Raw genomic sequence first — 24255 nt, forward strand, 5'->3', positions numbered from 1 at the left:
TTAATCACACTTCATTTCTATTAATTTCTCTGTATGCAGATGAAGAAGAAAGTTAATGACCTCCTCTTCACATTTTTCACGATCGACATCATAATAATTAAGTAAATCTGCAATAATCTGTCCAATTTCAACAGGTTCACTCATTCGCTCCCAAATATCACCGCCAATCGTGCCTAAGTTATAATATTTTCCATTTCCAATATTGAGCATGACCTTCTCCCCGCCCATATCACTGACAATATTCCCTTTTACTTGCTGCACTTTCTCTTTAAAAAGCAACACATTTTCTTTATTCATTTTTTCACTCCCTCAAATATTGATTCAAGCAGTTTGTCTGCTAAATAATAAGCAGTAAACCCAGTTTCATTCCTTGTTAATCTATATATTTTAGTATTCTCTGAAATTTTTGCTGATAATTGAAAATGCCATTCTGTTAAGTTTAATCGTTCAACTAGAAATTGACGGTAAGTATGTGTATATAAAGTATGCAATTTGTTCAAGCCTACAACTGGCTCTTGTTTTAAAGTTCCAGTATCGGTTTTGACCAATTCGAATATCCCCCCTAGCGGAAGTACTTCAGATGAAAATTGTGTATGAACCGGGACAGCAAACTTGGATTCTCTGTCAGCAATGGGACGGTAATCTTCAGAAGCCATTGCAAATGCATCCAAGCTTTTTTGCCATAGTTTTTGCTGTGGATATGCAGGGGTGACAACTGCCTGATTAGTGTTTGAAAGAGTAACTGCAATGACATCGTCGCTTAATAATTGATACCCTTTGCTAAGCAATGCTGATGCTAACGTTGATTTTCCAGCCCCAGATTCGCCGACAATTAAATAGGCTTGGTTATTTATCTTAACTGCACTTCCATGAAGCGGAAGTATTTTTCTCTGCATTAAAATAATTCCCATGCATGAGCCTAGAACAAAAAGGCGGATTTTATCAAATGAAGCATTCTCTATTGGCGAAACAGTAATTTTATTCCCCTTTTCAATATGGTAAATCGCTGTGTCAGGCACTTCAAATAAAACTGAATGATCTTGCATTACATTAAATTTATTCTGCTTTCCATATTTACTCCATAGCCCGGTCAAATCATTCACTTTTATTTGAACATCGGCTTCTGTTATAGACTGTCTATCTATCATTAATTCCGGCAGTGGCATTGAACTTTGCAAATGCAAACCGAATGCAAAATACATATAGGTTTTTATTGTAGTTAACATAGAACCTCCAAACAAAACTTAGTAAAAACCCTCATACTTTTTAGATGGGTACGAGGGCAGCAACAAAAATAGGAAGACACTTAGTTTAGCTGAATTTTACTGGATCATCCGGATCTGGCTGAACTGAATCCGGTGTTTTCCGGCCAGGTCCCGCCATTGTCATTTTCATATCAAGCACTTCTAATGTCGGCTTTTGCCAATGCTTCTTCATACAATCACCCCCTCCCAATTAAAAAGCGATGCAAAATCAAGCTCCTCATTAATATCTTCATTTCATATTCAAAAGCTAAGCTTGCATCCGGATGTTTGATCTTCGCTAATGCGTCTGTTAAAACTTCTTTATTTAGCAACTCTTGAATGAGTGGATTCTCTATCATTTTTTTAATTTCATCTGTGAACTGTTCCCAAGCTGGCATCATGCGATGGACGCCGTCTGCACCTTGGACGCCCCTCGTTTCGTCATTTAAACGGATATTGTCAGGAAGATAGCCTTTAACAGCTCTTCTTATGAGTGCCCGGTCCATTCCTTTGCGGACGAATTGATCATCAGGAATAGACAGACAGTAGCGAATCACGCGCAAATCATCAGTAGGATCTCTTTGTACAGGCCCATATCTTAGCGCCATTTTCGCACCGTAAGTCCCCGTTGTATTCCAATAGTAAAGCTGTTGAAATTGATTCTGCCTCACTTTGTATGCATCGCTACTCATCTTACCTGCAGGATCTATTCCATTCATCCGCAATCTCTCAAAAACTCCTGTTTCTTTTGCAAAATTCCTGTTTATAAAAATGGGAAATAAATCCTCTTTTTTATAAGTCGTTGGCATGAGCTTCCGATTAACGACAACAGATACAATCCGTTTTCTTCCTATCCCTGATTGGCGGCTATAAGCTTGCACTTCCTGATAAAACTTCAACCACTTCATTCTTTTTATAAGTCGGGCATAATAATCAATGCTCGGCCCCCATGAAACGGTCCAATTTCCTCTCTGGCCATTTAAGAGCACACCAACATTCATCTCAGCAGCCTTTTGATAGATTCCTCTAAGCCAATATGTATTCTCAAAAAATTTATAGGGCATTTCCAAAGTATGTAGCCACTCATCTATTTCGGTGTAAGGATTGCGTTCTGATACTGAAACATAGTTTGGAGATAAATTAGAATGATATTGAAGGGTTGATTCTATATATGGTCTTTCATTGGCTATTCTGCTTTTATGTGTCCAGTCTTCAAAATCATGAACAGGCACAAAGCTAAATGTATGCAACTGCTCGCCGATTAATGATTTTCCGGCAAATGCCGCAACTGAGCCCGAATCAAGCCCACCGCTTAAATGTGCCCCCTTCTTTTTAAATGTCCGCAATTTAGATTGAATCGCCGACTGAAACACGTCTTGAAACGCTTCAATATATTCATCATCCTTTTTTAGCCTTAATTTATTTCTTTCATTTAATGTACAATACCTTTTCAGCTTGATGCCTCCAGCAGTTACTGTGATTGAATGAGAGGGAGCTAATTGAAAAACTTCTTTATATACCGTCGCTGATGTATCAACCGACTCAAACATACCAGGATTAGCAATAAACTCTGCGATCCATTGCGGATTTAAATCATCATTTATATATGGAAGCGATAAAAGACCGCTCACAGTTGTCGAAAAGGCAAACCGTTCATTTTGCGATGTGTAATAAAGCGTGCGTGTACCGGAAAAATCCCTTGCACCAAATAATTTGTTATTCCTCTCATCCCATACCATAAAAGCAAAGTCGCCAACCAAGTATGCTGGACATTCCTCTCCCCATTTAAAATAGGCGAGCAGCACGAGCTGACTATCAGATATTTTCTGTTGATCGTCTTTATGCACTTGCAATTTTTCAAATAATTCCCCACGATTGTCAATAATTGCGTCTGCTGTAATCGCTAAGCCTCTTTCATAATCATAAAATGGCAATAATTCATGAATTGATTCAGGCGTAATCCATTGTAAACAGCAGCCAAGAAAGATATGCTCTTTGCTCCACACGGCTGTTTGATCTACTGGAAAATTTCGAAATGCCTGCATCATTCCTTCGCTATGTTGATAAGGAACAGGGTCATTATTTTGGTGAAGGATTCCTGCAATGGCAGACATCTCACTCCTCCTTTGTTGTTCTTTTTAAAGAATCACCTAATTAAAAAAAAGAAAGCAATTATGTTAAATTGCAACTATCAAACTATTTTAGTTCTATATAAAGAACGATATAAGTATAAATTACCATCGCTTATTAAAGATGTCAACCAAGTTTTTCTAGTTTTATGATGACAAAATTTTTGCTTGGAATATTACACATAATTTTTAAAAAAATAAATGCATGTCCCTTCATTTAAATGACATGCATCTCTTTTCGGCGAATAAGCTCATTTTATTCTGCTGTAGTTCCTCTTTTGACTCTCTTTCAGCGGAATAAATCCCGGTTACTTCCAGCTTAACTGCCTGAAGCTTTTTATTCACCCCAAATCTCTTCTGCCCATTCAGGATTGTCTATAAACGGATTTCTATTATATTGATATTCTTCAAAAATGAGATTGTTTCTTTTCCTCTCAAAATCATCAACTGGGTCCTGTTCATGCCATTCTAATAGCACAGAGAGTTTTCCATGATAGGGCTGCCTGCCATTGTTTACTTTATCATTCAATTCTAAATCGAGTTCGCCATCCTGTCCTTCGTAACGAACATCCATATAGAAAAGCATTCTTGCTACATCACCTTTCATTTCATCTCTTGGCTCCCATGAGTCTCCGTCATAGAAGTTCCCCAATGCTTCAGCATGCTCTTTGCCGCCATTATCAAAGTCTAAATTCCCTCTTGAGCTATTCACACTTACATCTGTTGGGCGAAGGTGATGAATATCTGTTCCGGCACCTTTCTCAGTTCCGAAGCCGCCATGAGATTTTGCCCAAATATGCTCGCGGTTCCAATCATCTGGATGAGGACCGTTTGTCGACTTGTCCTGTGATCTTCCAGTATAAAATAACATAATGTGATCCTCATTGTTCGGATCTTCATCTGTTTTCTTTAATGCTTCCCAAACCTCAGCATAAGTCAGTTCGTGGTGGCCGCTTATAATCTCATGAAGAGCTGTTTTTAATTCCTCTCCTGCTTTCCCTATCGCGTTTTCATAGTATGTCTCATCATATTCATGTATATGCTTCTCATTGTTTGAATCATCAAACATCTGCAGTTCATTCATATTAGGTGCAATGATCGCTGAAACAATGCAAATCACAATAATGAATGGAACTAGAAATTTAGGAATCTTTCTTTTTTCACTCAATAAAGCCATCTCCTGTCTATGTATCTCGGAGCTTCTATTATGGATGAAAAAAAATAAACTATCCAGTGAAAAATGACGCAGGATTTATTCGAGCAGCTCAAGTAATTCGTTTGGCTACTTCACATGCAAACAAACATGACTCCATGTCAAAATAAAGAGAGCTGCTTTGATAAAGCAGCTCTCTTTTCATATATCATATTTTTGCAATCGCATCATTAATCGGAGTTTCTCCCGATACGAGGTCAAATGATTGGTTAATTGTATTGTTATTTTCCAATACAGCTAAAATTGTGCTCGCCACATCTTCACGTGGAATCGTGCTTCGGTCAATATGGCTTCCTATTGAAATTTTTCCTGTTGGCTCTTCATTTAATAAGCCGCCTGGTCTAAGAATAGTATAGTTTAATCCGCTGGCGACCAGCATTTTATCAGCATAATGCTTCGCCACCATATATGGTTGGATGGCTGTCCAGCTCTCCCGCTTGTCTGCATGTATAGCGCTGACCATGATGAAGCGGTCAACACCTGATTTCTGAGCAGCTTCAATTGTTTTGCCTGCACCATCTAAGTCGATAAGTAGTGTTTGATCATATCCTGTGTGTCCACCAGAACCAGCTGTAAATACAATCGCTTCGCAGCCTTTTGCCGCCTCGGCAATCTCGTCAACGGTTCCAGTCAATGAAGCAAGCACTGTGTCTACACCTAAATCATTGAAATAATCGACTTGCTCTTGTTTTCTTACCATCGCTCTTGGCGTAAAATGATTGCTTTCTTTTAGCTTATTAATCACATGTTTACCAATCTGTCCATTTGCGCCGACTACAAGTACTTTCATTATTTCATTCTCCTTTCAGATGTTCCTTATCTTCACTTGCTATTATTTCAAACCGGATTAAACATATCAAATATACTGTTTTTACCCTTATGGATCTGCCGTTTTTCGTCCATAATGATGAATAGATTTTTAAAATTTAAGGAGTTTTTTTATGCCGCAATTTATTTATTCTTATTTCACTAGGCTTCCGCTCGTCATAAGAATACTGATTATGGCTTTATTTGCCGTAATTTTCTTCGGCTGCTTCGCCCATCTAATAGAGCCGGAAAGCTTCCCAACTTGGTTTGACGGTATTTGGTGGGCAATCATTACTGCATCCACTGTGGGATATGGAGATTATGTACCTGAAACATTTGTAGGCAGAATCACCGGAATACTTCTTGTTATGTTTGGAGCTGGCTTTTTAGCTTCATACTTCGTTGCATTAGCTACCGCAGCCGTCTCAAAGCAAAATGACTATATTCAAGGTAAATTCCACTTTAAGGGAAGTGATCATATCGTTGTCATTGGTTGGAATGAAAGATCCAAAGAATTATTGCGCACAGTTTGCAGCTTAGAAAATAGTCTATCGGTTACATTAATAGATGAAACATTAGAGGAGAACCCGCTGCCTAATAAAAATCTTCATTTTGTAAAAGGGAGAGCGAGCCGTGATGAAACTTTAATAAAAGCGAATATTGAGAAGGCAAGAAAGGTCATCATAACAGCAGATCAAAATAAAGATGAATTGAATGCTGATATGAATTCAATTCTTACACTTATTGCAATTAAAGGACTCAATGCCGAGGTCCCGTGCATCGTTGAGATCCTAACTAACGAGCAAGTGACAAATGCAAAAAGAGCAGGTGCGGACGAAATTGTACAATCCAATTTATTAACTAGTTTTGTGATGATTAATAGCTTAACATCGCAGGATTTGGTGACTTCTTTCATGGACTTATTAAGCCAGTTAGATAAAAGAAGACTTACTATACAGCCGGCACCTGTCGATTTTATGAATTACACCTTTACAGATATCAACTTGAAGTTAATGGAGGATGGAATTTTATTATTAGGAATTAAAAGAGGAGAAGAAACAATGGTGAATCCTCTCCATCCCTTCATCATTCAAGAGAACGACTTATTAATCGTCATAACTAATTAATAATTTAATAATGTATCTTCAAGTTCCTCAACAAGTGATTTTCCAGTATCCACATATTGTTCAGGGACTTTTCCATCTTTATCAACCGGTTCAGCAAATTGATTAAATGAGGCCGAAAAATTCCCGATATTGGAATAGTCATGATCAGTACCTTCTTCGTAAATATGTGATAGCAAAAAAGGCCTGCCCAGTTCAACAGTGCAATTGCTTGTATCTAGTTGTCCGTCAATTGCTTTAAATGGCACACGCAAAAAATGATAGCCTTCCTGAGCATCTATTTTATAATCAAATGCGCCATGATCATAGTCCCAGTTGCCGCCAATGCTATAGCCAATCGGCTTTAATTTTTGCTCAAGTTTAAACAAATGATATTGTTCGCCTTCGATTTTTGAAGGAATTTCAATCATTATAATTACCCCTTTTCATGACTTTTTTTTAGTTTTTCCTAAAAAGGAATTTTCATGAATCATATGTGAAATAGATAAAAAACTATCTAAGGTATGCCGAGTAATGAAGGTTTTCCCACGTAGAATATTGTGTGATGAAACGGCTAGTTGCTGATTTGATTATAATTATGTGGAAATAAAAACAGGCTGATTGAGTGTTGAAACGCAATCAGCCTTTTCTTTTATTTTAACCGTTCTTCCAATTCTGCTTTCTTCTCCTCATATCCCGGCTTGCCAAGCAGCGCGAACATGTTCACTTTGTACACATGCGTTTTCGTTAAATTTCACATGTGAACGTATGCCTATTCAATACAGCATTATCACTTAAATCTAATTCAAATTATTTTACGCTTTAACAGAAAAAATGTGGTCACAAATGTGGTCATTTTCATATAGCACTTACCACCCACTTAAGCACATTTAAAATCAATTCTAAGTAGAGATAAAAAAATAAAAGTCTTTCGAGAGATTGATTCTTTACACCCTTGGAAAATTTTTTTTAATCACATGTGAATATAGTATTTTGGTTGGTACACCACATCATAAAATGAGGAAATTCACAAACTAGCGAAAGAAAATATTTCTATTTTTTAACTAACGCTAAAGTACAATCTATCAACAGCAAAAACGAAATTATAACAACTTCCAAAATCTATGATGGTTTCTTTCTGTATGAAGAATAGTAATTAATCATCTAAACCAATTTCACCTAAAAAGCACTCCTATTATTCAGGAGCGCTTTTAATTGATAATATATCAATAAACTTCACTTTTATTGTGTCATAACCACTTTCTATATGTATAAGCTGAGTTTGACCATCAAGCTTAACAATTTTCCCTTGTACTGGATCTCTTTGCCATAACGTAATTAAGACCTCACTATTCTCCCTATGAGCCTCAACCACTGCATTTCCCAATTCTTCTAATTCAAATTCATCCCTTGAAGGTCGCTGAGGTTTAGACTTCTTAGGCATTTTTACCCCCATTATCTTCACTCCTCATTCATCTTGTTACCATTAATTATATAAGAACTTCTGTTCGACTTCAATTGAATAAGGAACAAACGTTTGCATATAATAAAAGAAAGGAGATGGGATTATGATTCGTGACCGCGGAAAAATGAAATGGCAAAGTGCATTTTTTATACCGGAACATGTAAAGATGCTTAAGGATGTTGAGATTGATGCCAATAAAATATCAAAGCCGCCACTCGATGAACATCAATTAGAAGAGATACAAATTGTCATCATGGAATCTCTTCATTACACCTTGCCCATTAAGATATCCACTTGGGAAAATGGTTTTACTCATCATATGACTGCGATTGTAGATACCTTGGATATGATAAAGAGAGAAATTAGAGTGGAAGCTCAGAAAGATTATGAAATGAAATGTATACATATTGAGAAGATTATTGCTGCAGAAAGGATATGACCATGACGAGGATACCTTAAAATGATCGCGATCTAATTAAACAGACCATTTATTTACCCATGATAGTCATTATTCTTGAACGTGATTTGCAGATTATTGAGAAGACACCATTTAAAATTAATCGCCCTTACCTTACGCTTGTAGAAAATGAGTTGAAAGCTTTACAAAGGGGATCTTAAGGCTGCACGAGATAAAATGTGGAAAGGAAATATGAAAGTTCATCAAGTCAATCGTGACGAGACTTTTACAATGTTTTCGTTCCTCTATAAAGGATTTGAAGAACAGCATAACTATTTTAATTCACGTCTTAGAAACAAATGTGAGGAACTGTTAGATGTTTATTTAAACAAAAAGGGAGGTTGACCCGATAAATAAAATGGGTGATAAGATGATAGGCAGCTTAGGTTTAAACTTACGAATGTTGAGATTTAAATTAAATAAACAACAATCTAAAAATGCAAAAGAGATCGGTATTTCTACTGATTAATTATCCAGATACGAGAGAAATGTTACAGTTCCTAATGAGGAAACGTTACAAAAAGTTGCATTACGGAGTAACCTTACAACAAATAACTGAAGAAGATTTGTAAGCCCCTCTCGAATGAGAATGGATTTTTAAAACCACATTTTTCATAAACCAGAAAAAATCTTAAGCGATTTGGTCTTTCAAAGCGAAGGAAAATAAATCAAGTTGTTCCATGACTGCCTCCAAACTCTTGTGTTATTTTGAAATTCTCAAAAATGAAACCTTTAAAAACACTTAACCGTATGCATAAATAGCAACTGTATGGAGGTGCAACTAAAATGAAAGATATTTTTAAAGGGATTATTGCTGTAATCTTAGCCTTAGCTTTATGGGATGGATTAAAATACATATGGGGTATTCTTTTTTAACCCCTATCATCGCTTTCCATTAAGAGGAAAGCGTTTTTTATGAAATTTAATAATTCTTGTGATTAATTATTTGATATACGAAACGTTGTTGATTAACTATTTGATATACGAAACGTTGTTGATTAACTATTTAAAAACTTCCAATTCGGATAATTGAACCCCTTTGACTACAGAGTTCACTTTGCCAGCTTCCTTGAATTTTCTTAAAAAGGTTTAGGAATACTAGATCTTCGACATACCCACGCGGTCATGTTATTAGAAGCTGGAGTTTCACTTAAAGAAATACAAGGTAGACTTGGACATAAAGACATTATGATGATTGGTAATATTTATAGTCATGTAACTGAAAAAATGGAAGTACAGTCAATTGTCTCAAAATATATGGCTGATTTATAGACATTTTGCATGAAATGTGGTCAAAATGTGGTCAATCAGCCATATTCATTAATTTTTATCTTGTAATTATCAAAGTAACAAGAGTCAAAAACCCTTATTTCAAGCGATCTTCAAGCTCTTTCTTCTTCTCTTCATATCCCGGCTTACCAAGCAGCGCGAACATGTTCACTTTGTAAGCCTCCACACCTGGCTGGTCGAATGGGTTAACACCTAATAAATATCCGCTGATTGCACATGCTTTTTCAAAGAAATATACAAGGTAGCCAAACGTATAAGCGTCCATCTCAGGAATGGAAATAATTAAGTTCGGAACACCGCCGTCAGTATGAGCGAGCATTGTACCTTCAAAAGCTTTATTATTTACAAAATCAATTGTTTTACCAGAAAGGTAGTTCAACCCGTCAAGATCGGATTCCGCTGCTTCAATCGTCATTTCGTGGCGCGGTTTCGCTACTTTAATGATTGTTTCAAATATGTCTCTTCGCCCTTCTTGTACGTATTGGCCTAGTGAATGAAGGTCCGTTGAAAAATTGGCAGAGGATGGGTAAATGCCTTTTAAATCCTTCCCTTCACTTTCTCCAAATAACTGTTTCCACCATTCAGAAAAGTATTGCAGACCAGGCTCATAATTGATGAGCATTTCAATCGTTTTTCCTTTATTGTATAAAGCATTTCTAACAGCTGCATATTGATATGCAAGGTTTTCTGCCAGTTCAGGCATAGAGAAATCCGCACGGGCTGCAGCTGCCCCCTCCATCATTGCATCTATATCTATTCCAGCGACAGCAATTGGCAGCAAGCCGACAGCTGTCAGTACAGAATACCGTCCGCCGACGTCATCAGGAATAACAAAAGATTCGTAGCCCTCTTCATTTGCTAAGGTTTTCAAAGCGCCCCTTGCTTGATCAGTAGTCGCATAAATACGTTTGCGCGCCTCTTCCACACCATATTTATCTTCTAGCATTTTGCGGAATAAACGGAAAGCGATGGCCGGTTCTGTTGTTGTCCCTGACTTTGAGATAACATTAACAGAAAAATCTTTCCCATCTAGCATATCAATCAAATCTTTCATATAAGAAGAGCTGATATTGTTACCGACAAAGAATACTTGCGGTGTTTTTCGTTTTTCCTTCGGCAGCGAATTATAAAAACTATGTTGTAGCATTTCAACCGCAGCGCGGGCACCTAGATAGGAGCCTCCGATTCCAATGACGAGCAATACTTCTGAATCACTTTTGATTTTCTCAGCCGCCTGATGAATTCGAGTAAACTCTTCTTTATCATAATTTGCGGGAAGATCAATCCATCCTAAATAATCATTGCCGGCACCAGTCCCCTCATGCAATGAATGATGTGCAGCTTTTACTGCGTCTTGCAAGTATGTAATTTCATGTTCACCAAAAAAGCTTAATGCTTTGGAATAATCAAATTGAATATGTGTCATTCTATTCATCCTCCGAAAATAACTAATAAAATTCTTTACCCTTATCACTTTATCGAAAGGTTAGCAGTTTATCAAGAATCAGTCTATGTAATCGTACCCATTTCTTGGCTTTCATATTATGTGAATATTATTATATAGAAAAAGGACACCTGCAATCACAGGAGTCCCCTATTTTATAATGATGCACGGTAGATTGATAAAACATCTTCTTTTTCCAGCATCATAAACCGTCCAAACGGCCCGTTATATGTGGCTTTATCGGCCATTTCTTCCAGCTTGCTGTCATCGATATTGTAGTCGGCCAGAGTAGATGGTGCATCAATGCTATTCCAGAATGAACGTAAATGCTCAATGCCTTCAAGAGCCACTTCTTCATCTGATTTCCCTTGCGGATTAACATTAAATACGCGAACAGCCAGCTGCTTGAATCTTTCCGGCTTTACATGCAATGCATGCTTCATCCAGTTAGGGAAAAGAATGGCCAAGCCGCCACCATGAGGGATATCATATACTGCTGAAACTGCATGCTCTACATTATGTGTTGCCCAATCGCCGTTATAGCCCATGTTTAGCATTCCATTGAGAGCCATCGTTCCACTATATAAAATCGTTGCACGGTGTTCATAGCTTTCTAAATCATCAAGAAGCTTAGGTGCAGTTTCCATTATCGTAATCAGCAGTGATTCACACATACGATCTTGAAACAATGTGTTTTCTTCTAAATGGAAATAATGTTCAAATACGTGTGACATCATATCAACAATACCGTAGATCGTTTGGTCTCGCGGCACTGAGTATGTATTCTCCGGGTCAAGAATTGAGAATTTCGGAAATACAGCAGGGCTTCCCCATGATAGCTTTTCATGCGTTTCCCAATTTGTAATAACTGCTCCGGAATTCATTTCAGATCCAGTCGCTGCCAAAGTAAGCACCGTTCCAAAAGGAATAGCCTCCGTCACTCTAACTTTGTTTTTAACCATATCCCACGCGTCTCCATCATACTTTGCTGCGCCAGCAATTGCCTTTGTACAATCGATAACGCTGCCGCCGCCAACAGCTAAAATGAAGTCAATTCCTTCGCTTTTGCAGATTTCTGCACCTTTACGGACGCTTGATACTCTAGGATTTGGTTCCACTCCTGACAGTTCAAATACTGTAGCGTCGATTTCTTTAAGTTCATTCATTACTTTACCATATAAACCGTTCTTCTTAATACTTCCGCCTCCATAAACTACAAGCACCTTACTTCCATATTGAGGAATCTCTGATTTGAGTTTTTCTAATTGCTCCTTACCAAAGATTAGTTTTGTTGGGTTCCAAAATGTAAAGTTATTCATGTACACAGCCTCCTTTTCATTATTATCTTTTATTTCTATCAGCTAATGCAATGATTAAGCTTTAATTAAACAATCGCTGAAATCAAATGATTTTCAGCGATTGTTTTCGTTATTTTTTTGCATACAAATAATAAATATAGTCTGTTGATGGCCCGTGATATCCGAGCTGTCTCATCATGGCAGTAATATTCCCTCGATGATAGGTGCCATGATTGACTACATGGTGGAGCAATTCTGATAGGGTTGTTTCTACTGAACCAAATTGAGGATGAGAGCGAATGATTTTACTATCCAAGTCCTCTCTTCCCAGAAAGAAATCTAAATATCTTTCTTTTAGGATCGCATACTCCCTTTCTATTTCTTCTATCGAGGCGGTTTGCAATCGGGTGGAGGCAGCTCCGGTTTCCATTTGGATGTCTTCATACGATTCGTCTGCCATCGCTCCAATCCATACTAAATCAGTCAAATAGATATGAAGGACAACAGCTGACAGGTTCGGAAAAACACTTTGTACTTCAGAGCGATAAATTTCTTCAGGTACCTCCTTTAGCCGTTCAAACACCCTCTCGTTTGCCCAGTTATGATAAGTATAAAAATCAAGCGAATGATGTGTCATTTTATTACCTCCTACCTTTTTCTATGACCATCATACGCGCGCATGACTGACAGTTTTAGTCAGTGAAGATATTATTTTTGATAATGCGCCAATATTTCTGCAGCCATGTTAATCATTTTTTCTTTTAGAATATTTGGCTCAACAATTTCTATTCCACTGCCGAAGTTTAGAAGGATATGCGGCATATATGTAAGCATAGATTTCTCTGTAAGGGTTATAAATGCATCTTGACATGTTCTCTCCAGCAGCGCATAGCTAATAAACCAATGTTCGCATAATTCGTCAATTATTCGTTTAGAACCTTTAATATGAATAACGATTAATTCTTCTTTAACAGATAAATCTGGATAAATATTGCTTAGAAAAAATTCCCTTGCAGAAAAGTGGACAGGGCGAATGAATGTGATGTTTGTTTCTTTAAAAGAAAGAATGCGATCCACTCTAAAACTGCGCATCTCATGACGCAAATGACAATAGGCAATGATATACCATTTACCTTTCCATGTGATCAGCCCATAAGGATCTATTTGTCTCATAGTCGGCTGTAATTGTTCATCCTTTTGGTAATTAATTATCATACTCTTCTTCTCAGCTGCAGCAATTTCTATCCGTTGGAGTGCACATTCATTTTTGCTGCTTTCTCCTGGAACAATGACCTCAAAGGCCGTCAAATGCTGATTTATTTCTTGAAGCTGATTATATGTAGTATACTTTTTTAATTTTTCAATGGCGCTATTTAAGGCTGCCCCAAAAGGGTAGCCTCCTTCTCTTGCGAAGGCAGCAGCATGAATCAATGCTTTTTGCTCATCGAGGTGAAAAATAAGCGGCGATTCTTTAAATTGTTTAAGTATGCTATAACCGCCGTTATGACCCGATTCAGCTACGATTGGAACACCGCTTGAACATAGGGAATCAATATAGCGGTAAACAGAGCGAATATTAATTTCCAGTGCCTCTGCCAGCTGCTTTGCAGTCATTTTATTCCTTGTTTTTAATAGCCAAATAATCGAAAGCATATGATCAGCTTTTGACATTGATTTCACCCCTTTTTATTCTCCAAGAACATATTCCACTTAAAAAGGAAAATTCCTATGGATCATTCGTAAATCGATTGTCATCTTTTTTTAAATTTTAATGATCAAATGACTATCATTATTTCGCAGTTAATCTTGACCACCCTTTATTTTCCAAATCAAAGAATTGGAATGGCCAGCTAAAAAAGCTCACTGACCGACTAAGTGAATGCATGACAAGGATGTGCGAGTGGCTGTTATTTTCACAAAACGGAAAGGTTGGAAAGTGGAGGCTTCCCGTTTTCTTCTGTAGTGAAAGGAACTTTTGTAGCTGGACAGCATTAAGCAATGGATGCGGGTAGTGGCATGAAGAGGAATAGAGAGGGCATCTCAGAAACGGATTTTATCGTTTTGCACCTTGTATAGGAAAAGCAACCAATAGAATTTAATTTTTCCCAAACAAAAAACCGGGCATCCGCCCGGTTTTTGATTACTTTTTAATTAAATCTTCACGTTCTGATTGTTCAATCCACTCTTGTAGTTTGTCTTTAAGTGTATTGAATCCTTGAGCAGACTCATCTTCTACTTTAATTGGAGCTGCCTGGCGTTTGCGTGGTTGTTTTTTTGGCTTTTCAGTTTGAGCAGGTGCTTCTTGCGTCGCACGAATAGATAAACCAATTTTTCCAGCTGCTTCATCAATTGATAAAACTTTTACATTTACTTCATCGCCGACTTTAAGATGCTCATTAATATCTTTAACAAATCCGTGAGTTACTTCAGAAATGTGAACAAGACCTTGAGTATTTTCATCTAACGCAACAAAGGCACCATAAGGTTGAATACCTGTAACTTTTCCTGTAATAACACTGCCTACTTCGATTTTCTCTGACATGGGAACACTCCTATATTGTTTATATTTTATCGTCTTTATACGCAATAAAAAATTATATCATACTAATAGAAATTAATCAAAATACTTCCGCTCCAAATGATTGTTCAAAAATCGATCACATTTAATTAACTAAATGTTCACACAATTAATGATTCTGAATGTATTCTAGTGGTAAAATATTTATAGAAGGGGTGATTGATATGAATTTAATTGGCAAAAATATAAAAACAAGCCGAGAAAGATGTAATATGTCACAAAAGGAGCTTGCTCACAAGATAAGAGTCGGCAGCGCGAAGATTGAGAAATACGAGACCGGCGAATCCATTCCTGATACATTAACAATCCTCAAAATATGTACTGTACTAGATATCCCAGTATCTACAATTATGAATTCAGGCTTACACTCAACACAAATACCTGAACACATTCCCTATGAAATGTACAATCCTCAAGAATTAAATGAAAGCGAATGTTATCGTTTTTTAAATCATGATGTATAAAGTGAAAGGAATTTGGAAAGCCTTTACTGTAAGACTTTCTAGAATTCCCCCCTTTTTTGTTGAGGACAGCCCTTATTGGGTTGTCCATTTTTTTATTTCTTGTACAGACCGTGCTAAAATGGGAACACTAACCCATATCATTCAATCATTCAAGGGGGAACACGCTTTGGTTACTAAACAACTAGGCAATCATACCACTATCAATGGCAATGAAATCTACTACGAATATTATGAAAATAAGTCAGCCAAGCAAACCTTTGTTTTGCTGCACGGCTTTCTCTCCTCAAGCTTTAGCTTCAGAAAAATGATTCCGTTAATGGCAGCAAATTATAAAGTAGTCAATATCGATTTGCCTCCGTTTGGTAAAAGTGGAAAGTCCCATCAATTTAAATATTCTTATGAAAATATGGCTGAAACACTGATTCAGCTTTTAGAAAACTTACATTTGGGAGACGTGATTTTGGTTGGGCATTCAATGGGCGGTCAAATTTGTTTAAATATTGCACATCAAAAACCTAGCATCGTAAAACAAATTGTACTCCTATCCAGTTCATCCTATTTGCCGCGAATGAAAAAAGCGATGATTTATTCAAGTTACCTTCCTTTCTTTCCCTTTTATGTGAAAAAATATCTCGAAAAATCAGGTCTTGAAGCGAACTTGCAAAACGTCGTATATAACCAAAAAATGATCGATGAAGAAATGAGACAAGGCTATATGGAGCCATTTTTACATAATGAGATTTTCCGAGCATTATCAAGAATGATTAGAGACCGGGAAGGGGATTTGGATGAGAAGGTATTAAAAACGATCAACACCCCCTGTCTGCTTATATGGGGCTCACATGATCGTGTCGTGCCATTATCAATCGGAAAACGGTTAAAGGAAGATTTGCCTAATAGCAAGCTCGTCGTCATTAATGATGCCGGCCACCTCATACCAGAAGAAAAACCGTCTCAGGTCATGTCCATTATCGTAGAACATTTGCAAAATTAGCTATTAATTTCAGCTGTTATAGGTTTTATAAAAGGAGTGGCTAATATAAAGGAGGATGGAAAAAGAGTCACACCCCACCAACCAATTATTAAAAAAGACTGGATTCTCAGTTATATTTGGTTTTCTGACCATAACAACGCCAGCGTGCCATTGAACGAGGATTAATCTCCTGTTCCTTCGCATTCAAAAAAGTAGGTATGTAATCGATTTCTTTCGGCAAAGCCGAACTTGGGCTGTGGATAAACGTTTGTGAAGAAAAGAGTATGCAACTGAAGTGTATCTGACGGTGGATAGTGAAAACGAGAGGGTCATTAAGCAATATGAAAAATAAGGTTTCATATGGACGGCGTTCTGAAAAACGAAGTATTCAAAAATGGCTCATATGTTAATTGAAACAATATGAGCCTACTTAAGGATGAATATTCTGCAATTTAAAATGTACAAGAACGATTATTTTTAATTATCAGTAGCTGTTCTGCAATTTTACTGCATTCCTGTAGTGGGATGATTTCTTCAAAAGAGAATTCATAAATGGATTGAATGCGTCTTGCCAGCTTATCCGCTTCATCTAAATCTTGAACAGATTGAAGAGTGTCAGCAATTTCCGTATCATAGTTTCCATCACCAATTTTAAATGGATCCCATTCATTTAATAAATCAACAAGCATTAAGTTTGTATGCTGTGTGTCCATTTCGTATCACCTTTTATTTTATCTTTTTGTTTTCATATCTTATCATATAGTAAAGCAACTATAAACAAAGAAACGGTGGGGATATTTTGGGAAAACATCATTTTAATGAAAAATTTGATCGCAGCAATACTTCCTCTGTCAAATGGGAGCTTACACAAACGATATTTGGACAAGCTGATGTATTGCCAATGTGGGTGGCGGACATGGATTTCAAACCGCCTGCAGAAATAACTGAAACGATTAAACGAAGAATCGAACATGGTATTTATGGATACACATTTTCCCCGCCTTCTATAGCGGAATCTATAAGAGAGTGGTTAAAAGCGAGACACCGCTGGGAGATTCCTTTAAACTCCATCTTATATAACAGCGGAGTTGTCCCTTCTATTGCAGCGGCAGTTCAAACATTTACAGAAGAAGAAGATTCAATCTTAATCCAATCACCGGTTTACCCGCCATTTTTTGATATGGTTACGAAAAATAACCGTAAAGTGGTGAACTCACCGTTAATTCTTAAAGATAATCGCTATGAAATAGACTTTAATGACTTTGAGAATAAGCTTAAGGAAGGCGTAAAGCTATTTATATTATGCAATCCGCATAACCCTGGCGGCAGAGTATGGACAAGAGATGAATTGTTTAAAATCGGAGAACTGTGCTATAAACATGACTGTTTCATTCTTGCCGATGAGATTCATGCAGACTTAGTCTATAAACCAAAGCAACATATTTCTATTGCCAGCCTTGACCAAAGGTTTCTTACGATCACGATTACGCTCATCGCACCGACGAAAACCTTTAATATTGCAGGTTTACAAGCTTCTGCCTTAATTATCCCAGATCAGAATCTCAGAGAAAAATTTCAGACATTCCAAGATAAACAAGGATTCCACAGCTTATCAATCTTCGGAATGGTCGGAATGGAAGCGGCATACCGGCATGGTGCCGAGTGGCTTGATGATTTACACGACTACTTGAAGCAAAACATACTGACAGTAAAGGAATTTATTAGCCGCGAGATACCTAATATTTCTGTAATGGACCCGGATGGGACTTATTTAATTTGGTTGGATTGTCGTAAATTAGGCTTAACTGATGAGGAGATACACGAAAATCTTATAAAAAAAGGCAAGCTCGGCTTAGAACCGGGGCCAAAATATGGTCCTGGAGGAGAAGGGTTTGTCAGAATGAATATCGCTTGTCCTCATGATATTGTCGTGGACGGGTTAGAAAGATTAAAAAAAGCATTTGCATAAAAATAAGCCGGGTAAATGACCCGGTTTATTTTTTTGCAAAATGAATTATCTATTGGAAAGCAGTTTATTCTCAAAGCGTTTCTTCACTTGATCCCATTCCTCTTTAATGATGCTATACATCACCGTGTGTCTGATTATTCCTTCTTTGCGAATCATATGGTTACGGAGAATGCCTTCTTTCACTGCCCCTATCCGTTCAATTGCTGCCTGGGACCGAAAATTTTCATGCCCTGTTTTTATTTGCACACGGTTTACGTGCAATTCCTCAAAACAATACTTCAATAACAAATACTTGCAATTTGTATTTATATGGCTCCGCCAATAATGAGGATTCAACCAGGTAGAACCTATCTCCACCCGTTTGTGCTCTTTTGATATATCAAGCAGCCAAGTTGCGCCAATAATTTTCTTGTCAGCTTTGCTGACAATCACATATGCAAAATCTGTCGCTCTTGTCTGCAATGCATCTTGCACATATTGAATCACCCGCTCCTTCTCCATTAAGTTTACAGACATATGCGTCCATATCCTCTCATCATGAGCTGCGGCAAAAATCCCATCAACCTGCTCTGTATCCATTGGAATCAGCTGGATTAAATTGTTTTCAATCGGTTTCATCTCCATCACTCCTTTCTATTTATTAAATCCTATCTCTGATATGATGGATATATCCAAAAATCAAAAAATTAATAATACCAGGTGATGAAAATGGAATTATATATTCATTTTACTAATGACCAGCCTAAATATATTCAAATTTATCAGAGGATTCGGCAATATATCCTCGAAAAGCAAATAGACGCCCACTATAAACTGCCTTCAAAGCGAAATTTGGCGCAGCAATTAAATGTAAGTATACTGACAGTCCAAACTGCCTATGAACAGCTGCAAAGTGAAGGCTATATTTATTCTATTGAACGGCAAGGGAGCTTCGTATCAGGGTTTGATGAAGCTTGGCAATATAGTGAAAAACCTGTTGTTTTAAAAGAAGCAGCAAATAAGCCGTCCGCCATCATTAATTTTAAAAATGGACAGGTCGATGATACTGCGTTCCCCTATAAGCATTGGCTACGAATCTATAAAAATGAATTGAATGAATTAGGAGGAGGCACTGCTCCTTGGCAAGGAGAGTATTCGTTAAGATTACAATTGGCACATTATTTATCGCAGGCAAGAGGAATTGCGTGTCAGCCGGAACAAATATATATTTTCAACGGCTTTCAGCAGCAGCTATTAAATATTTGCTTATTTTTTAGCCCTCAAATTGTAGGAATGGAGGAGCCTGGCTTTATTAGAGCAAAAGCTGTTTTCGAGCAATTGAAATTAGATTGCAAGCCAATCCCGGTGGATGATGAAGGCTGTATGGTTCCTCGACAAAGCCTCAAGCTATTGTACACAACGCCTGCGCATCAATACCCAACAGGGAAAATCATGACAGCTTCAAGAAGATTGCATCTATTAAAATGGGCCGTTGACCACAATTCTTATATCATTGAAGATGATTATGATTCAGAATTCCGCTATAAAGGTGCACCTATCTCTACTCTATCTCATTTAGATTCCTTTGATAGGGTGCTTTACTTTGGTACATTTTCAAAAACAATGCTGCCTTCCCTTCGAATAAGCTACTTAGTCATGCCTGCAACTCTCCAGGCGGAATACGAAAAGTTTAATCGTTTTCAAAAATCTGTGGTTTCAAAAGTGAATCAGCGGGTGACAGCAAGGTTTATGGAGGCAGGCAATTATGCAAAGCATATCGCTAAGATGAGAACATTATATCGTACCAAAAGAAACTGCTTAATAGAAAGTGTGCACAATCATTTAGGGGACGAATTTAAAATGATTGGCGATGCAGCTGGCCTTCACATTATTGTTCATTTGCCAGCGGGATTGGATGAATCAGAAGCATTAGCAAGGGCAAATGCTAATGGTATTGCAATAGATGCTGTTTCAACGATGTATCAACAGGAAAAGCCCCATAACCAAGTCATGATTGGTTATGGGGCGCCATCGATAAATGAAATAAAAGCGGGCATAAAAATATTAGGTGAGATTTGGCGATAGATAATAGTATGAGCTGCTCTAACTTGTATAGCAGCTCATGTACATCATGTCTCCTGTTCTCCTTTATCATCCTGTGCCTCCTTCTGTCCGGCACCTTCTTTATCTCTTGAAACTACACCACAGGCAATGCGCTCTCCAGAATCTCCTGAAGGCTGTGTCATTCCGTCATCAATGTTTTCATCAATTACAATTGAGGTGCCATCCTTTGTTATTAAAGAACCTTTCCCATCTTTTAATGTCACCTCTGGTGCCATTAAATCTACTTTTACCTTGCCATCATCTTCAACTGTAATATTTGGCAAATCACCTGCATGATGGCCTTTCTGATTGAGAAGCCCATGTTCCTTATCTTCTGGATTAAAATGATTGCCGGCAGATTTAAAATCCGGTGCTTCACATGACCCTTTCTCATGAATATGAATCGCATGATCCCCTGGCGGAAGCCCCTTTAAATCAACACCTAGCTTTACACCGCTTGATTGTTCCTCTAGCTTCACCTTGCCAAGTGAATCTCCAACTGCATTATATAATTCCACATCCAATTTTGATATTTCCTGTTGTCCACAGCCCGCTAATAAAATGACGAAGCTAATACCGACACCTAATTTAAATCTCATCGCCTATCCTCCAAAAACCATATTTATATCGTTAGACTACCCGGAAGAGGATAGAAATATGACCACTGCAGACGTATGTTCCTTCTCACTAGCAATTTCCATTTATGGCACAAAAAAAATACAACGCTCGATTTCGAGCAGTTGTATTTTTCACTCTATTCGGCTGGTTTTTCTCTTTGTTTATTAATGCGCTCTTCCAGATCTTTTGTTTTTTCTCCTTCGCGTTTAGAGGTCTTAATGAACCATCTCATCGCTAAAAAGGCAAATACCATGAAAACAGCAAGCCAAATGACCGCTGGGATGTATTCCGTTTTATCCTCTGGAAAGTATAAGAATAGCGACAATACGTACGATTGCAACATTATGACCGTTCCTTTCTAGGCTAATCAGAGAGTTTAACTTTATTCATGCGCTTGTAGTCTGATTAATTTGAATTCCTAAATGAAGAAAAGGAAAGGCATTCGAACTGGCCGAACGCCAAGTTTTTCTAAGATAACTATCCTATTCCTGTTTATTATAACAGTTAAGGAAAATCAGTCCAACCTTATTCCTTCACAGTAATCTTTTCTATCACGATATCTTCGTTCGGCTTATAATTTTCGTTTTTTTCTGCGGCAGCTATTTTATCTACTACATCCATCCCCTCAATGACTTGTCCAAACACAGTGTGTTTCCCATCAAGCCAAGGTGTGCCGCCATTTTCCTTATAAGCTTCAATGATTTCTTCCGGATAGTTATTTTCTATTAACTGCTCTTCTATTCCAGCATCTAATTTTGTATTCTGTACAATAAAGAACTGACTGCCGTTCGTATCAGCTCCACGGTTTGCCATTGATAGAGCGCCGCGAATATTGAATGCTTGATTAGTGAATTCATCTTCAAAAAAGTCGCCGTAAATACTTTCACCGCCTACGCCTGTTCCTTCTGGGTCGCCAGATTGAATCATGAAGTCTTCAATGACGCGGTGAAATATGACCCCATCATAATAACCATCTTTACTATGCGTCACAAAGTTTTCAACTGCCTTTGGCGCAAGTTCCGGAAATAGTTTAATTTTAATGGTTCCCATTGATGTTTCCATTTCTACAAGCGTTTCATTCTCTTTTACATCTTGTGATAATTGCGGATAATCCTTTACTTCTTCCGATTGTTCTGTTTCATTATTTTTTTCCTTGTCGCCAGTCGCCCCCTGATTTTCACTTTCATCAGCATTGGTTCCGCAAGCAGCTAATAGCAGCATAAATGCGAAAACTGGAGCAAATAAACGTAACTTCATAAAAACACCTCCGTTATGTATCATACTATCATTATTTTTGAATTAGCTAGTCATTGTAAAGTGTCTATCTATCTGTTTTTGCCAAAATTGGCAAGGATATTTGTTTGATTTCTATTCGTTGTCTTTCTTACTCGCGTCCGTCATAATGAAAATATCCGATAAGGAGGAGATACAAATGACTGAAATGAACATTGGCGATATTGTCACTGGCATTTATAAAACTGGTAAATACATTGGGGAAGTTACGGATATTCGATCACAAGCATATTTAGTCCGTGTACTCGCTGTATTGAAGCATCCCACTCAAGGAGACCTTCATCATCCTAAAGAAACCGATGGCGTGTTCTTTCAGGAACGGCGCGCACTTGCATACCGCGAGCAGACAAATGTACCAAAACAAATGGTCAAACCATTTGACGAAGAGATCCCCGATTACAACGAATCATTAATGAGTGCTCTAAAAAAAATGCGGCAGGATTTGCAGGAAAAAGGCACGCCATGGGCCGAGAAGAGCATTGAGAATTTGGAAATTTTAGAAAAAGATTATTTTAGAAATTAATTTTCCTTCACTTTGAAATGCGGCATCCACAAGCTGAAAACTTTTGGATGCTATTTTGTTGTTCAAGCCATTTATTCGGCTTTTTGGCAGGCCTCTGGGGCTTATTCAACGGAATAAACTCTATTTATTCCGCTGTTCCGCTGCTTTTGGGAGTACTTCACAAGAGTAAATTCTGTTAAGTGTCTATTGAGGAACTTTAGATTCTCTTTAGAATGAACAGCTATATTAACAGCATACTTCAATTGATCCCCATCACAAAAAACCGCCCAATTGGACGGCCGATTTATGCGTAATGATTAAACAGCTTTGAGAAATCGACAAGGTCACCTATTGTGGTGGGCTTGGGCTTTTGCAAGTACTTTTTATCCTTTTCGACCAGTTTAAAAATGTTATAAGTTGTCATCGCATCGTCCAGAGCACGATGATGCTTGCCTGTGCCATCCCTGCCGTATTCCTGCACAGCCTTCCAAAGTCCTGTCTGGTTTTGGTCGCCAAAAAAGCGTTTATACTCCATAGATAAATCTATTTCTCGCCCAACAAATGGGAATGAAACACCTGCTTGCAAACAATTATTTTTCAACACCTTCATATCCATATTTCCCCAAGTAACGATTGTGCATGGTCTTTTCTCATTGATTTTCCGCATGTTTTCAACTAATTGTCGAAAAGAAATACCGGAATCTATTTGCGGCTGCTCGATGTTCAAAAATGATTTACATCGTTTTGATAATACGGGGAATCGCTCAGGCTTAACATAAGATGAGTATTCATGAAGGATCGTTCCATTTACAACTGAAACAATGCCAGCCTCGATGATTTCTGGATAAAAGCCTTTCGTTTTCCATCCTTTTTCAGGCATTGTAAACTCAAAATCAATAAATAAATATTGCTGCTCCTTCACTTTCTCCTCACCTTCTCCAAGTCCATTTTATTAAATATATATTATTATATCATGAAATATTTTCATTTTTCTGCACATTGGTAATAGAAAAAAGCGAAGAAGTCTGCCTTCTCCGCATTTTCACTTGATTCAACTTTTTTTTTAAGAAATTCTTCTGATTTTCACATATTCCCTTGGACCAAATTCCAAGTCATTTCCTGCTTTAAACTCTTCGTCTATAATCTCCACAGAATCATTTACATTCTGCTCTGGCTGATTATTTGGAGCAATAATATAAAAATCGTCCACTTCGGCCTGATTAATAATCCACGCGCCTGCAAACATGATTGAAAATATTGAAATCGCGGTTAAAGCCTTTATTTTCAACATACAAACCACCACCTAATAGTAGTTTGTATAAATAT

Annotated in this window: 31 protein-coding genes and 1 pseudogene; 10 read left to right on the plus strand and 22 right to left on the minus strand. The window is 37.6% G+C overall.

What is annotated here, in order from left to right; all coding sequences use genetic code 11:
• The 7 genes from CWS20_RS16950 to CWS20_RS16970 form a co-directional block, all read right to left on the minus strand.
• Nucleotides 1-297, minus strand: a complete 297-nt coding sequence (locus tag CWS20_RS16950; protein WP_066190753.1) for a lasso peptide biosynthesis PqqD family chaperone — start codon at nucleotides 295-297, stop codon at nucleotides 1-3.
• Entirely contained in the window at nucleotides 294-1226 is a 933-nt protein-coding gene (locus CWS20_RS16955) for a phosphoenolpyruvate carboxykinase (ATP) (RefSeq protein WP_066190751.1), read from the minus strand. The genes CWS20_RS16950 and CWS20_RS16955 overlap by 4 nt, the downstream gene beginning before the upstream one ends.
• An 85-nt stretch (nucleotides 1227-1311) precedes the next feature.
• Complete coding sequence (locus CWS20_RS27770) at nucleotides 1312-1437, minus strand: paeninodin family lasso peptide (protein WP_142385394.1); 126 nt, start codon at nucleotides 1435-1437, stop codon at nucleotides 1312-1314.
• 4 nt (nucleotides 1438-1441) lie between these two features.
• Complete coding sequence (locus CWS20_RS16960) at nucleotides 1442-3358, minus strand: asparagine synthase-related protein (protein ID WP_066190749.1); 1917 nt, start codon at nucleotides 3356-3358, stop codon at nucleotides 1442-1444.
• Between the two features lie 228 nt (nucleotides 3359-3586).
• Nucleotides 3587-3718 carry a hypothetical protein gene (locus CWS20_RS29035; protein WP_276328318.1) on the minus strand — a complete coding sequence of 44 codons (132 nt, stop codon included), beginning with the start codon at nucleotides 3716-3718 and terminating at the stop codon, nucleotides 3587-3589.
• Nucleotides 3711-4457, minus strand: coding sequence for an endonuclease I family protein (locus CWS20_RS16965; RefSeq protein ID WP_066192046.1), 747 nt, complete (start codon nucleotides 4455-4457; stop codon nucleotides 3711-3713). Before CWS20_RS16965 ends, CWS20_RS29035 begins: the two co-directional genes overlap by 8 nt.
• A 277-nt stretch (nucleotides 4458-4734) precedes the next feature.
• A complete protein-coding gene (locus CWS20_RS16970) occupies nucleotides 4735-5376 on the minus strand; it encodes an SDR family oxidoreductase (protein ID WP_066190747.1) in 642 nt (213 codons plus the stop codon).
• A gap of 151 nt (nucleotides 5377-5527) precedes the next feature.
• On the opposite strand from CWS20_RS16970, the gene CWS20_RS16975 reads away from it, so the two are divergent.
• The gene (locus tag CWS20_RS16975) at nucleotides 5528-6520 is read left to right on the plus strand and encodes a potassium channel family protein (RefSeq protein WP_066190745.1); all 993 of its coding nucleotides are present in this window, start codon (nucleotides 5528-5530) and stop codon (nucleotides 6518-6520) included.
• On the opposite strand, the gene CWS20_RS16980 is transcribed toward CWS20_RS16975, so the two are convergent.
• The 3 genes and pseudogenes from CWS20_RS16980 to CWS20_RS16985 form a co-directional block, all read right to left on the minus strand.
• Nucleotides 6517-6927 (minus strand): YugN-like family protein, encoded by a 411-nt coding sequence (locus CWS20_RS16980; protein WP_066190742.1) that lies wholly within the window; start codon nucleotides 6925-6927, stop codon nucleotides 6517-6519. The genes CWS20_RS16975 and CWS20_RS16980 overlap by 4 nt on opposite strands.
• Before the next feature lie 221 nt (nucleotides 6928-7148).
• Nucleotides 7149-7229: pseudogene (locus tag CWS20_RS29200) on the minus strand (hypothetical protein); the annotation flags it as partial.
• 462 nt (nucleotides 7230-7691) lie between these two features.
• Nucleotides 7692-7952: a YolD-like family protein gene (locus CWS20_RS16985; protein ID WP_241198876.1), complete on the minus strand. Its 261-nt coding sequence runs from the start codon at nucleotides 7950-7952 to the stop codon at nucleotides 7692-7694.
• A 112-nt stretch (nucleotides 7953-8064) separates the two neighbouring features.
• Between CWS20_RS16985 and CWS20_RS16990 the strand changes: the two genes are divergently transcribed.
• The 4 genes from CWS20_RS16990 (at nucleotide 8065) to CWS20_RS17000 (ending at nucleotide 9690) form a co-directional block, all read left to right on the plus strand.
• On the plus strand, nucleotides 8065-8400 hold the full coding sequence (locus CWS20_RS16990) for a YolD-like family protein (protein ID WP_083957167.1): 336 nt from the start codon (nucleotides 8065-8067) through the stop codon (nucleotides 8398-8400).
• Between the two features lie 59 nt (nucleotides 8401-8459).
• Complete coding sequence (locus tag CWS20_RS29495) at nucleotides 8460-8579, plus strand: YhjD family protein (protein WP_476391558.1); 120 nt, start codon at nucleotides 8460-8462, stop codon at nucleotides 8577-8579.
• Nucleotides 8580-8610: 31 nt separating this feature from the next.
• Nucleotides 8611-8763 carry a YhjD family protein gene (locus CWS20_RS29500; RefSeq protein WP_338084541.1) on the plus strand — a complete coding sequence of 51 codons (153 nt, stop codon included), beginning with the start codon at nucleotides 8611-8613 and terminating at the stop codon, nucleotides 8761-8763.
• A gap of 750 nt (nucleotides 8764-9513) precedes the next feature.
• Entirely contained in the window at nucleotides 9514-9690 is a 177-nt protein-coding gene (locus CWS20_RS17000) for a tyrosine-type recombinase/integrase (protein ID WP_276328319.1), read from the plus strand.
• A gap of 94 nt (nucleotides 9691-9784) precedes the next feature.
• Here the strand turns inward: CWS20_RS17000 and CWS20_RS17005 are convergent, their stop codons facing one another.
• The 5 genes from CWS20_RS17005 to yugI all read right to left on the minus strand — a co-directional run bounded on the left by CWS20_RS17005 (nucleotide 9785) and on the right by yugI (nucleotide 14992).
• A complete protein-coding gene (locus CWS20_RS17005) occupies nucleotides 9785-11134 on the minus strand; it encodes a glucose-6-phosphate isomerase (protein WP_066190735.1) in 1350 nt (449 codons plus the stop codon).
• 173 nt (nucleotides 11135-11307) lie between these two features.
• Nucleotides 11308-12471: an iron-containing alcohol dehydrogenase gene (locus tag CWS20_RS17010; protein WP_066190733.1), complete on the minus strand. Its 1164-nt coding sequence runs from the start codon at nucleotides 12469-12471 to the stop codon at nucleotides 11308-11310.
• Between the two features lie 109 nt (nucleotides 12472-12580).
• A complete protein-coding gene (locus CWS20_RS17015) occupies nucleotides 12581-13087 on the minus strand; it encodes a DinB family protein (protein WP_066190730.1) in 507 nt (168 codons plus the stop codon).
• Between the two features lie 71 nt (nucleotides 13088-13158).
• A complete protein-coding gene (locus tag CWS20_RS17020; protein WP_066190727.1) occupies nucleotides 13159-14121 on the minus strand; it encodes a helix-turn-helix transcriptional regulator in 963 nt (320 codons plus the stop codon).
• A 469-nt stretch (nucleotides 14122-14590) separates the two neighbouring features.
• Entirely contained in the window at nucleotides 14591-14992 is a 402-nt protein-coding gene (gene yugI, locus CWS20_RS17025) for a S1 domain-containing post-transcriptional regulator GSP13 (protein WP_066190725.1), read from the minus strand.
• Between the two features lie 200 nt (nucleotides 14993-15192).
• Here yugI and CWS20_RS17030 point away from each other — a divergent pair, with 200 nt between their 5' ends.
• Together CWS20_RS17030 and CWS20_RS17035 are read left to right on the plus strand one after the other, a co-directional pair.
• The gene (locus CWS20_RS17030; RefSeq protein WP_066190722.1) at nucleotides 15193-15492 is read left to right on the plus strand and encodes a helix-turn-helix domain-containing protein; all 300 of its coding nucleotides are present in this window, start codon (nucleotides 15193-15195) and stop codon (nucleotides 15490-15492) included.
• A gap of 166 nt (nucleotides 15493-15658) precedes the next feature.
• On the plus strand, nucleotides 15659-16486 hold the full coding sequence (locus CWS20_RS17035) for an alpha/beta fold hydrolase (protein ID WP_066190719.1): 828 nt from the start codon (nucleotides 15659-15661) through the stop codon (nucleotides 16484-16486).
• 431 nt (nucleotides 16487-16917) lie between these two features.
• Here CWS20_RS17035 and CWS20_RS17040 read toward each other — a convergent pair whose 3' ends face one another.
• Nucleotides 16918-17178 (minus strand): DUF1871 family protein, encoded by a 261-nt coding sequence (locus tag CWS20_RS17040; protein WP_066190717.1) that lies wholly within the window; start codon nucleotides 17176-17178, stop codon nucleotides 16918-16920.
• A gap of 86 nt (nucleotides 17179-17264) precedes the next feature.
• Between CWS20_RS17040 and CWS20_RS17045 the strand changes: the two genes are divergently transcribed.
• Nucleotides 17265-18434, plus strand: coding sequence for a MalY/PatB family protein (locus tag CWS20_RS17045; RefSeq protein WP_066190714.1), 1170 nt, complete (start codon nucleotides 17265-17267; stop codon nucleotides 18432-18434).
• Between the two features lie 45 nt (nucleotides 18435-18479).
• Here the strand turns inward: CWS20_RS17045 and CWS20_RS17050 are convergent, their stop codons facing one another.
• Nucleotides 18480-19052 carry a GNAT family N-acetyltransferase gene (locus CWS20_RS17050; protein ID WP_066190710.1) on the minus strand — a complete coding sequence of 191 codons (573 nt, stop codon included), beginning with the start codon at nucleotides 19050-19052 and terminating at the stop codon, nucleotides 18480-18482.
• Nucleotides 19053-19142: 90 nt separating this feature from the next.
• Here CWS20_RS17050 and pdxR point away from each other — a divergent pair, with 90 nt between their 5' ends.
• Nucleotides 19143-20498 (plus strand): MocR-like pyridoxine biosynthesis transcription factor PdxR, encoded by a 1356-nt coding sequence (gene pdxR, locus CWS20_RS17055; protein ID WP_083957165.1) that lies wholly within the window; start codon nucleotides 19143-19145, stop codon nucleotides 20496-20498.
• A gap of 44 nt (nucleotides 20499-20542) precedes the next feature.
• Here pdxR and CWS20_RS17060 read toward each other — a convergent pair whose 3' ends face one another.
• The 3 genes from CWS20_RS17060 to CWS20_RS17070 form a co-directional block, all read right to left on the minus strand.
• A complete protein-coding gene (locus CWS20_RS17060; RefSeq protein WP_066190706.1) occupies nucleotides 20543-21115 on the minus strand; it encodes a superoxide dismutase family protein in 573 nt (190 codons plus the stop codon).
• A gap of 155 nt (nucleotides 21116-21270) precedes the next feature.
• Nucleotides 21271-21477 carry a hypothetical protein gene (locus CWS20_RS17065; RefSeq protein WP_066190702.1) on the minus strand — a complete coding sequence of 69 codons (207 nt, stop codon included), beginning with the start codon at nucleotides 21475-21477 and terminating at the stop codon, nucleotides 21271-21273.
• 182 nt (nucleotides 21478-21659) lie between these two features.
• Nucleotides 21660-22391 (minus strand): peptidylprolyl isomerase, encoded by a 732-nt coding sequence (locus CWS20_RS17070; RefSeq protein ID WP_066190699.1) that lies wholly within the window; start codon nucleotides 22389-22391, stop codon nucleotides 21660-21662.
• A gap of 175 nt (nucleotides 22392-22566) precedes the next feature.
• On the opposite strand from CWS20_RS17070, the gene kapB reads away from it, so the two are divergent.
• Entirely contained in the window at nucleotides 22567-22950 is a 384-nt protein-coding gene (gene kapB, locus CWS20_RS17075) for a kinase-associated lipoprotein KapB (RefSeq protein WP_066190697.1), read from the plus strand.
• 283 nt (nucleotides 22951-23233) lie between these two features.
• Here kapB and kapD read toward each other — a convergent pair whose 3' ends face one another.
• Together kapD and CWS20_RS17085 are read right to left on the minus strand one after the other, a co-directional pair.
• Nucleotides 23234-23851: a 3'-5' exonuclease KapD gene (kapD, locus tag CWS20_RS17080; RefSeq protein ID WP_083957164.1), complete on the minus strand. Its 618-nt coding sequence runs from the start codon at nucleotides 23849-23851 to the stop codon at nucleotides 23234-23236.
• Nucleotides 23852-23992: 141 nt separating this feature from the next.
• Nucleotides 23993-24220: a hypothetical protein gene (locus tag CWS20_RS17085; protein WP_066190695.1), complete on the minus strand. Its 228-nt coding sequence runs from the start codon at nucleotides 24218-24220 to the stop codon at nucleotides 23993-23995.
• Between the last annotated feature and the right edge of the window lie 35 nt (nucleotides 24221-24255).

Origin of the sequence: Cytobacillus horneckiae (genome assembly GCF_002835735.1) — a bacterium.
Classification (GTDB): domain Bacteria; phylum Bacillota; class Bacilli; order Bacillales; family Cytobacillaceae; genus Cytobacillus; species Cytobacillus horneckiae.

What these genes read in the sequence shown, in the direction of transcription:
- CWS20_RS16950 (WP_066190753.1), bottom strand. Translation starts at nt 297, where the DNA reads ATGAATAAAGAAAATGTGTTGCTTTTTAAAGAGAAAGTGCAGCAAGTA.
- CWS20_RS16955 (WP_066190751.1), bottom strand. Translation starts at nt 1,226, where the DNA reads ATGTTAACTACAATAAAAACCTATATGTATTTTGCATTCGGTTTGCAT.
- CWS20_RS27770 (WP_142385394.1), bottom strand. Translation starts at nt 1,437, where the DNA reads ATGAAGAAGCATTGGCAAAAGCCGACATTAGAAGTGCTTGATATGAAA.
- CWS20_RS16960 (WP_066190749.1), bottom strand. Translation starts at nt 3,358, where the DNA reads ATGTCTGCCATTGCAGGAATCCTTCACCAAAATAATGACCCTGTTCCT.
- CWS20_RS16965 (WP_066192046.1), bottom strand. Translation starts at nt 4,457, where the DNA reads ATGAATGAACTGCAGATGTTTGATGATTCAAACAATGAGAAGCATATA.
- CWS20_RS16970 (WP_066190747.1), bottom strand. Translation starts at nt 5,376, where the DNA reads ATGAAAGTACTTGTAGTCGGCGCAAATGGACAGATTGGTAAACATGTG.
- CWS20_RS16975 (WP_066190745.1), top strand. Translation starts at nt 5,528, where the DNA reads ATGCCGCAATTTATTTATTCTTATTTCACTAGGCTTCCGCTCGTCATA.
- CWS20_RS16980 (WP_066190742.1), bottom strand. Translation starts at nt 6,927, where the DNA reads ATGATTGAAATTCCTTCAAAAATCGAAGGCGAACAATATCATTTGTTT.
- CWS20_RS16985 (WP_241198876.1), bottom strand. Translation starts at nt 7,952, where the DNA reads ATGGGGGTAAAAATGCCTAAGAAGTCTAAACCTCAGCGACCTTCAAGG.
- CWS20_RS16990 (WP_083957167.1), top strand. Translation starts at nt 8,065, where the DNA reads ATGATTCGTGACCGCGGAAAAATGAAATGGCAAAGTGCATTTTTTATA.
- CWS20_RS29495 (WP_476391558.1), top strand. Translation starts at nt 8,460, where the DNA reads ATGATAGTCATTATTCTTGAACGTGATTTGCAGATTATTGAGAAGACA.
- CWS20_RS29500 (WP_338084541.1), top strand. Translation starts at nt 8,611, where the DNA reads ATGAAAGTTCATCAAGTCAATCGTGACGAGACTTTTACAATGTTTTCG.
- CWS20_RS17005 (WP_066190735.1), bottom strand. Translation starts at nt 11,134, where the DNA reads ATGACACATATTCAATTTGATTATTCCAAAGCATTAAGCTTTTTTGGT.
- CWS20_RS17010 (WP_066190733.1), bottom strand. Translation starts at nt 12,471, where the DNA reads ATGAATAACTTTACATTTTGGAACCCAACAAAACTAATCTTTGGTAAG.
- CWS20_RS17015 (WP_066190730.1), bottom strand. Translation starts at nt 13,087, where the DNA reads ATGACACATCATTCGCTTGATTTTTATACTTATCATAACTGGGCAAAC.
- CWS20_RS17020 (WP_066190727.1), bottom strand. Translation starts at nt 14,121, where the DNA reads ATGTCAAAAGCTGATCATATGCTTTCGATTATTTGGCTATTAAAAACA.
- yugI (WP_066190725.1), bottom strand. Translation starts at nt 14,992, where the DNA reads ATGTCAGAGAAAATCGAAGTAGGCAGTGTTATTACAGGAAAAGTTACA.
- CWS20_RS17030 (WP_066190722.1), top strand. Translation starts at nt 15,193, where the DNA reads ATGAATTTAATTGGCAAAAATATAAAAACAAGCCGAGAAAGATGTAAT.
- CWS20_RS17040 (WP_066190717.1), bottom strand. Translation starts at nt 17,178, where the DNA reads ATGGACACACAGCATACAAACTTAATGCTTGTTGATTTATTAAATGAA.
- CWS20_RS17050 (WP_066190710.1), bottom strand. Translation starts at nt 19,052, where the DNA reads ATGAAACCGATTGAAAACAATTTAATCCAGCTGATTCCAATGGATACA.
- pdxR (WP_083957165.1), top strand. Translation starts at nt 19,143, where the DNA reads ATGGAATTATATATTCATTTTACTAATGACCAGCCTAAATATATTCAA.
- CWS20_RS17060 (WP_066190706.1), bottom strand. Translation starts at nt 21,115, where the DNA reads ATGAGATTTAAATTAGGTGTCGGTATTAGCTTCGTCATTTTATTAGCG.
- CWS20_RS17065 (WP_066190702.1), bottom strand. Translation starts at nt 21,477, where the DNA reads ATGTTGCAATCGTACGTATTGTCGCTATTCTTATACTTTCCAGAGGAT.
- CWS20_RS17070 (WP_066190699.1), bottom strand. Translation starts at nt 22,391, where the DNA reads ATGAAGTTACGTTTATTTGCTCCAGTTTTCGCATTTATGCTGCTATTA.
- kapB (WP_066190697.1), top strand. Translation starts at nt 22,567, where the DNA reads ATGACTGAAATGAACATTGGCGATATTGTCACTGGCATTTATAAAACT.
- CWS20_RS17085 (WP_066190695.1), bottom strand. Translation starts at nt 24,220, where the DNA reads ATGTTGAAAATAAAGGCTTTAACCGCGATTTCAATATTTTCAATCATG.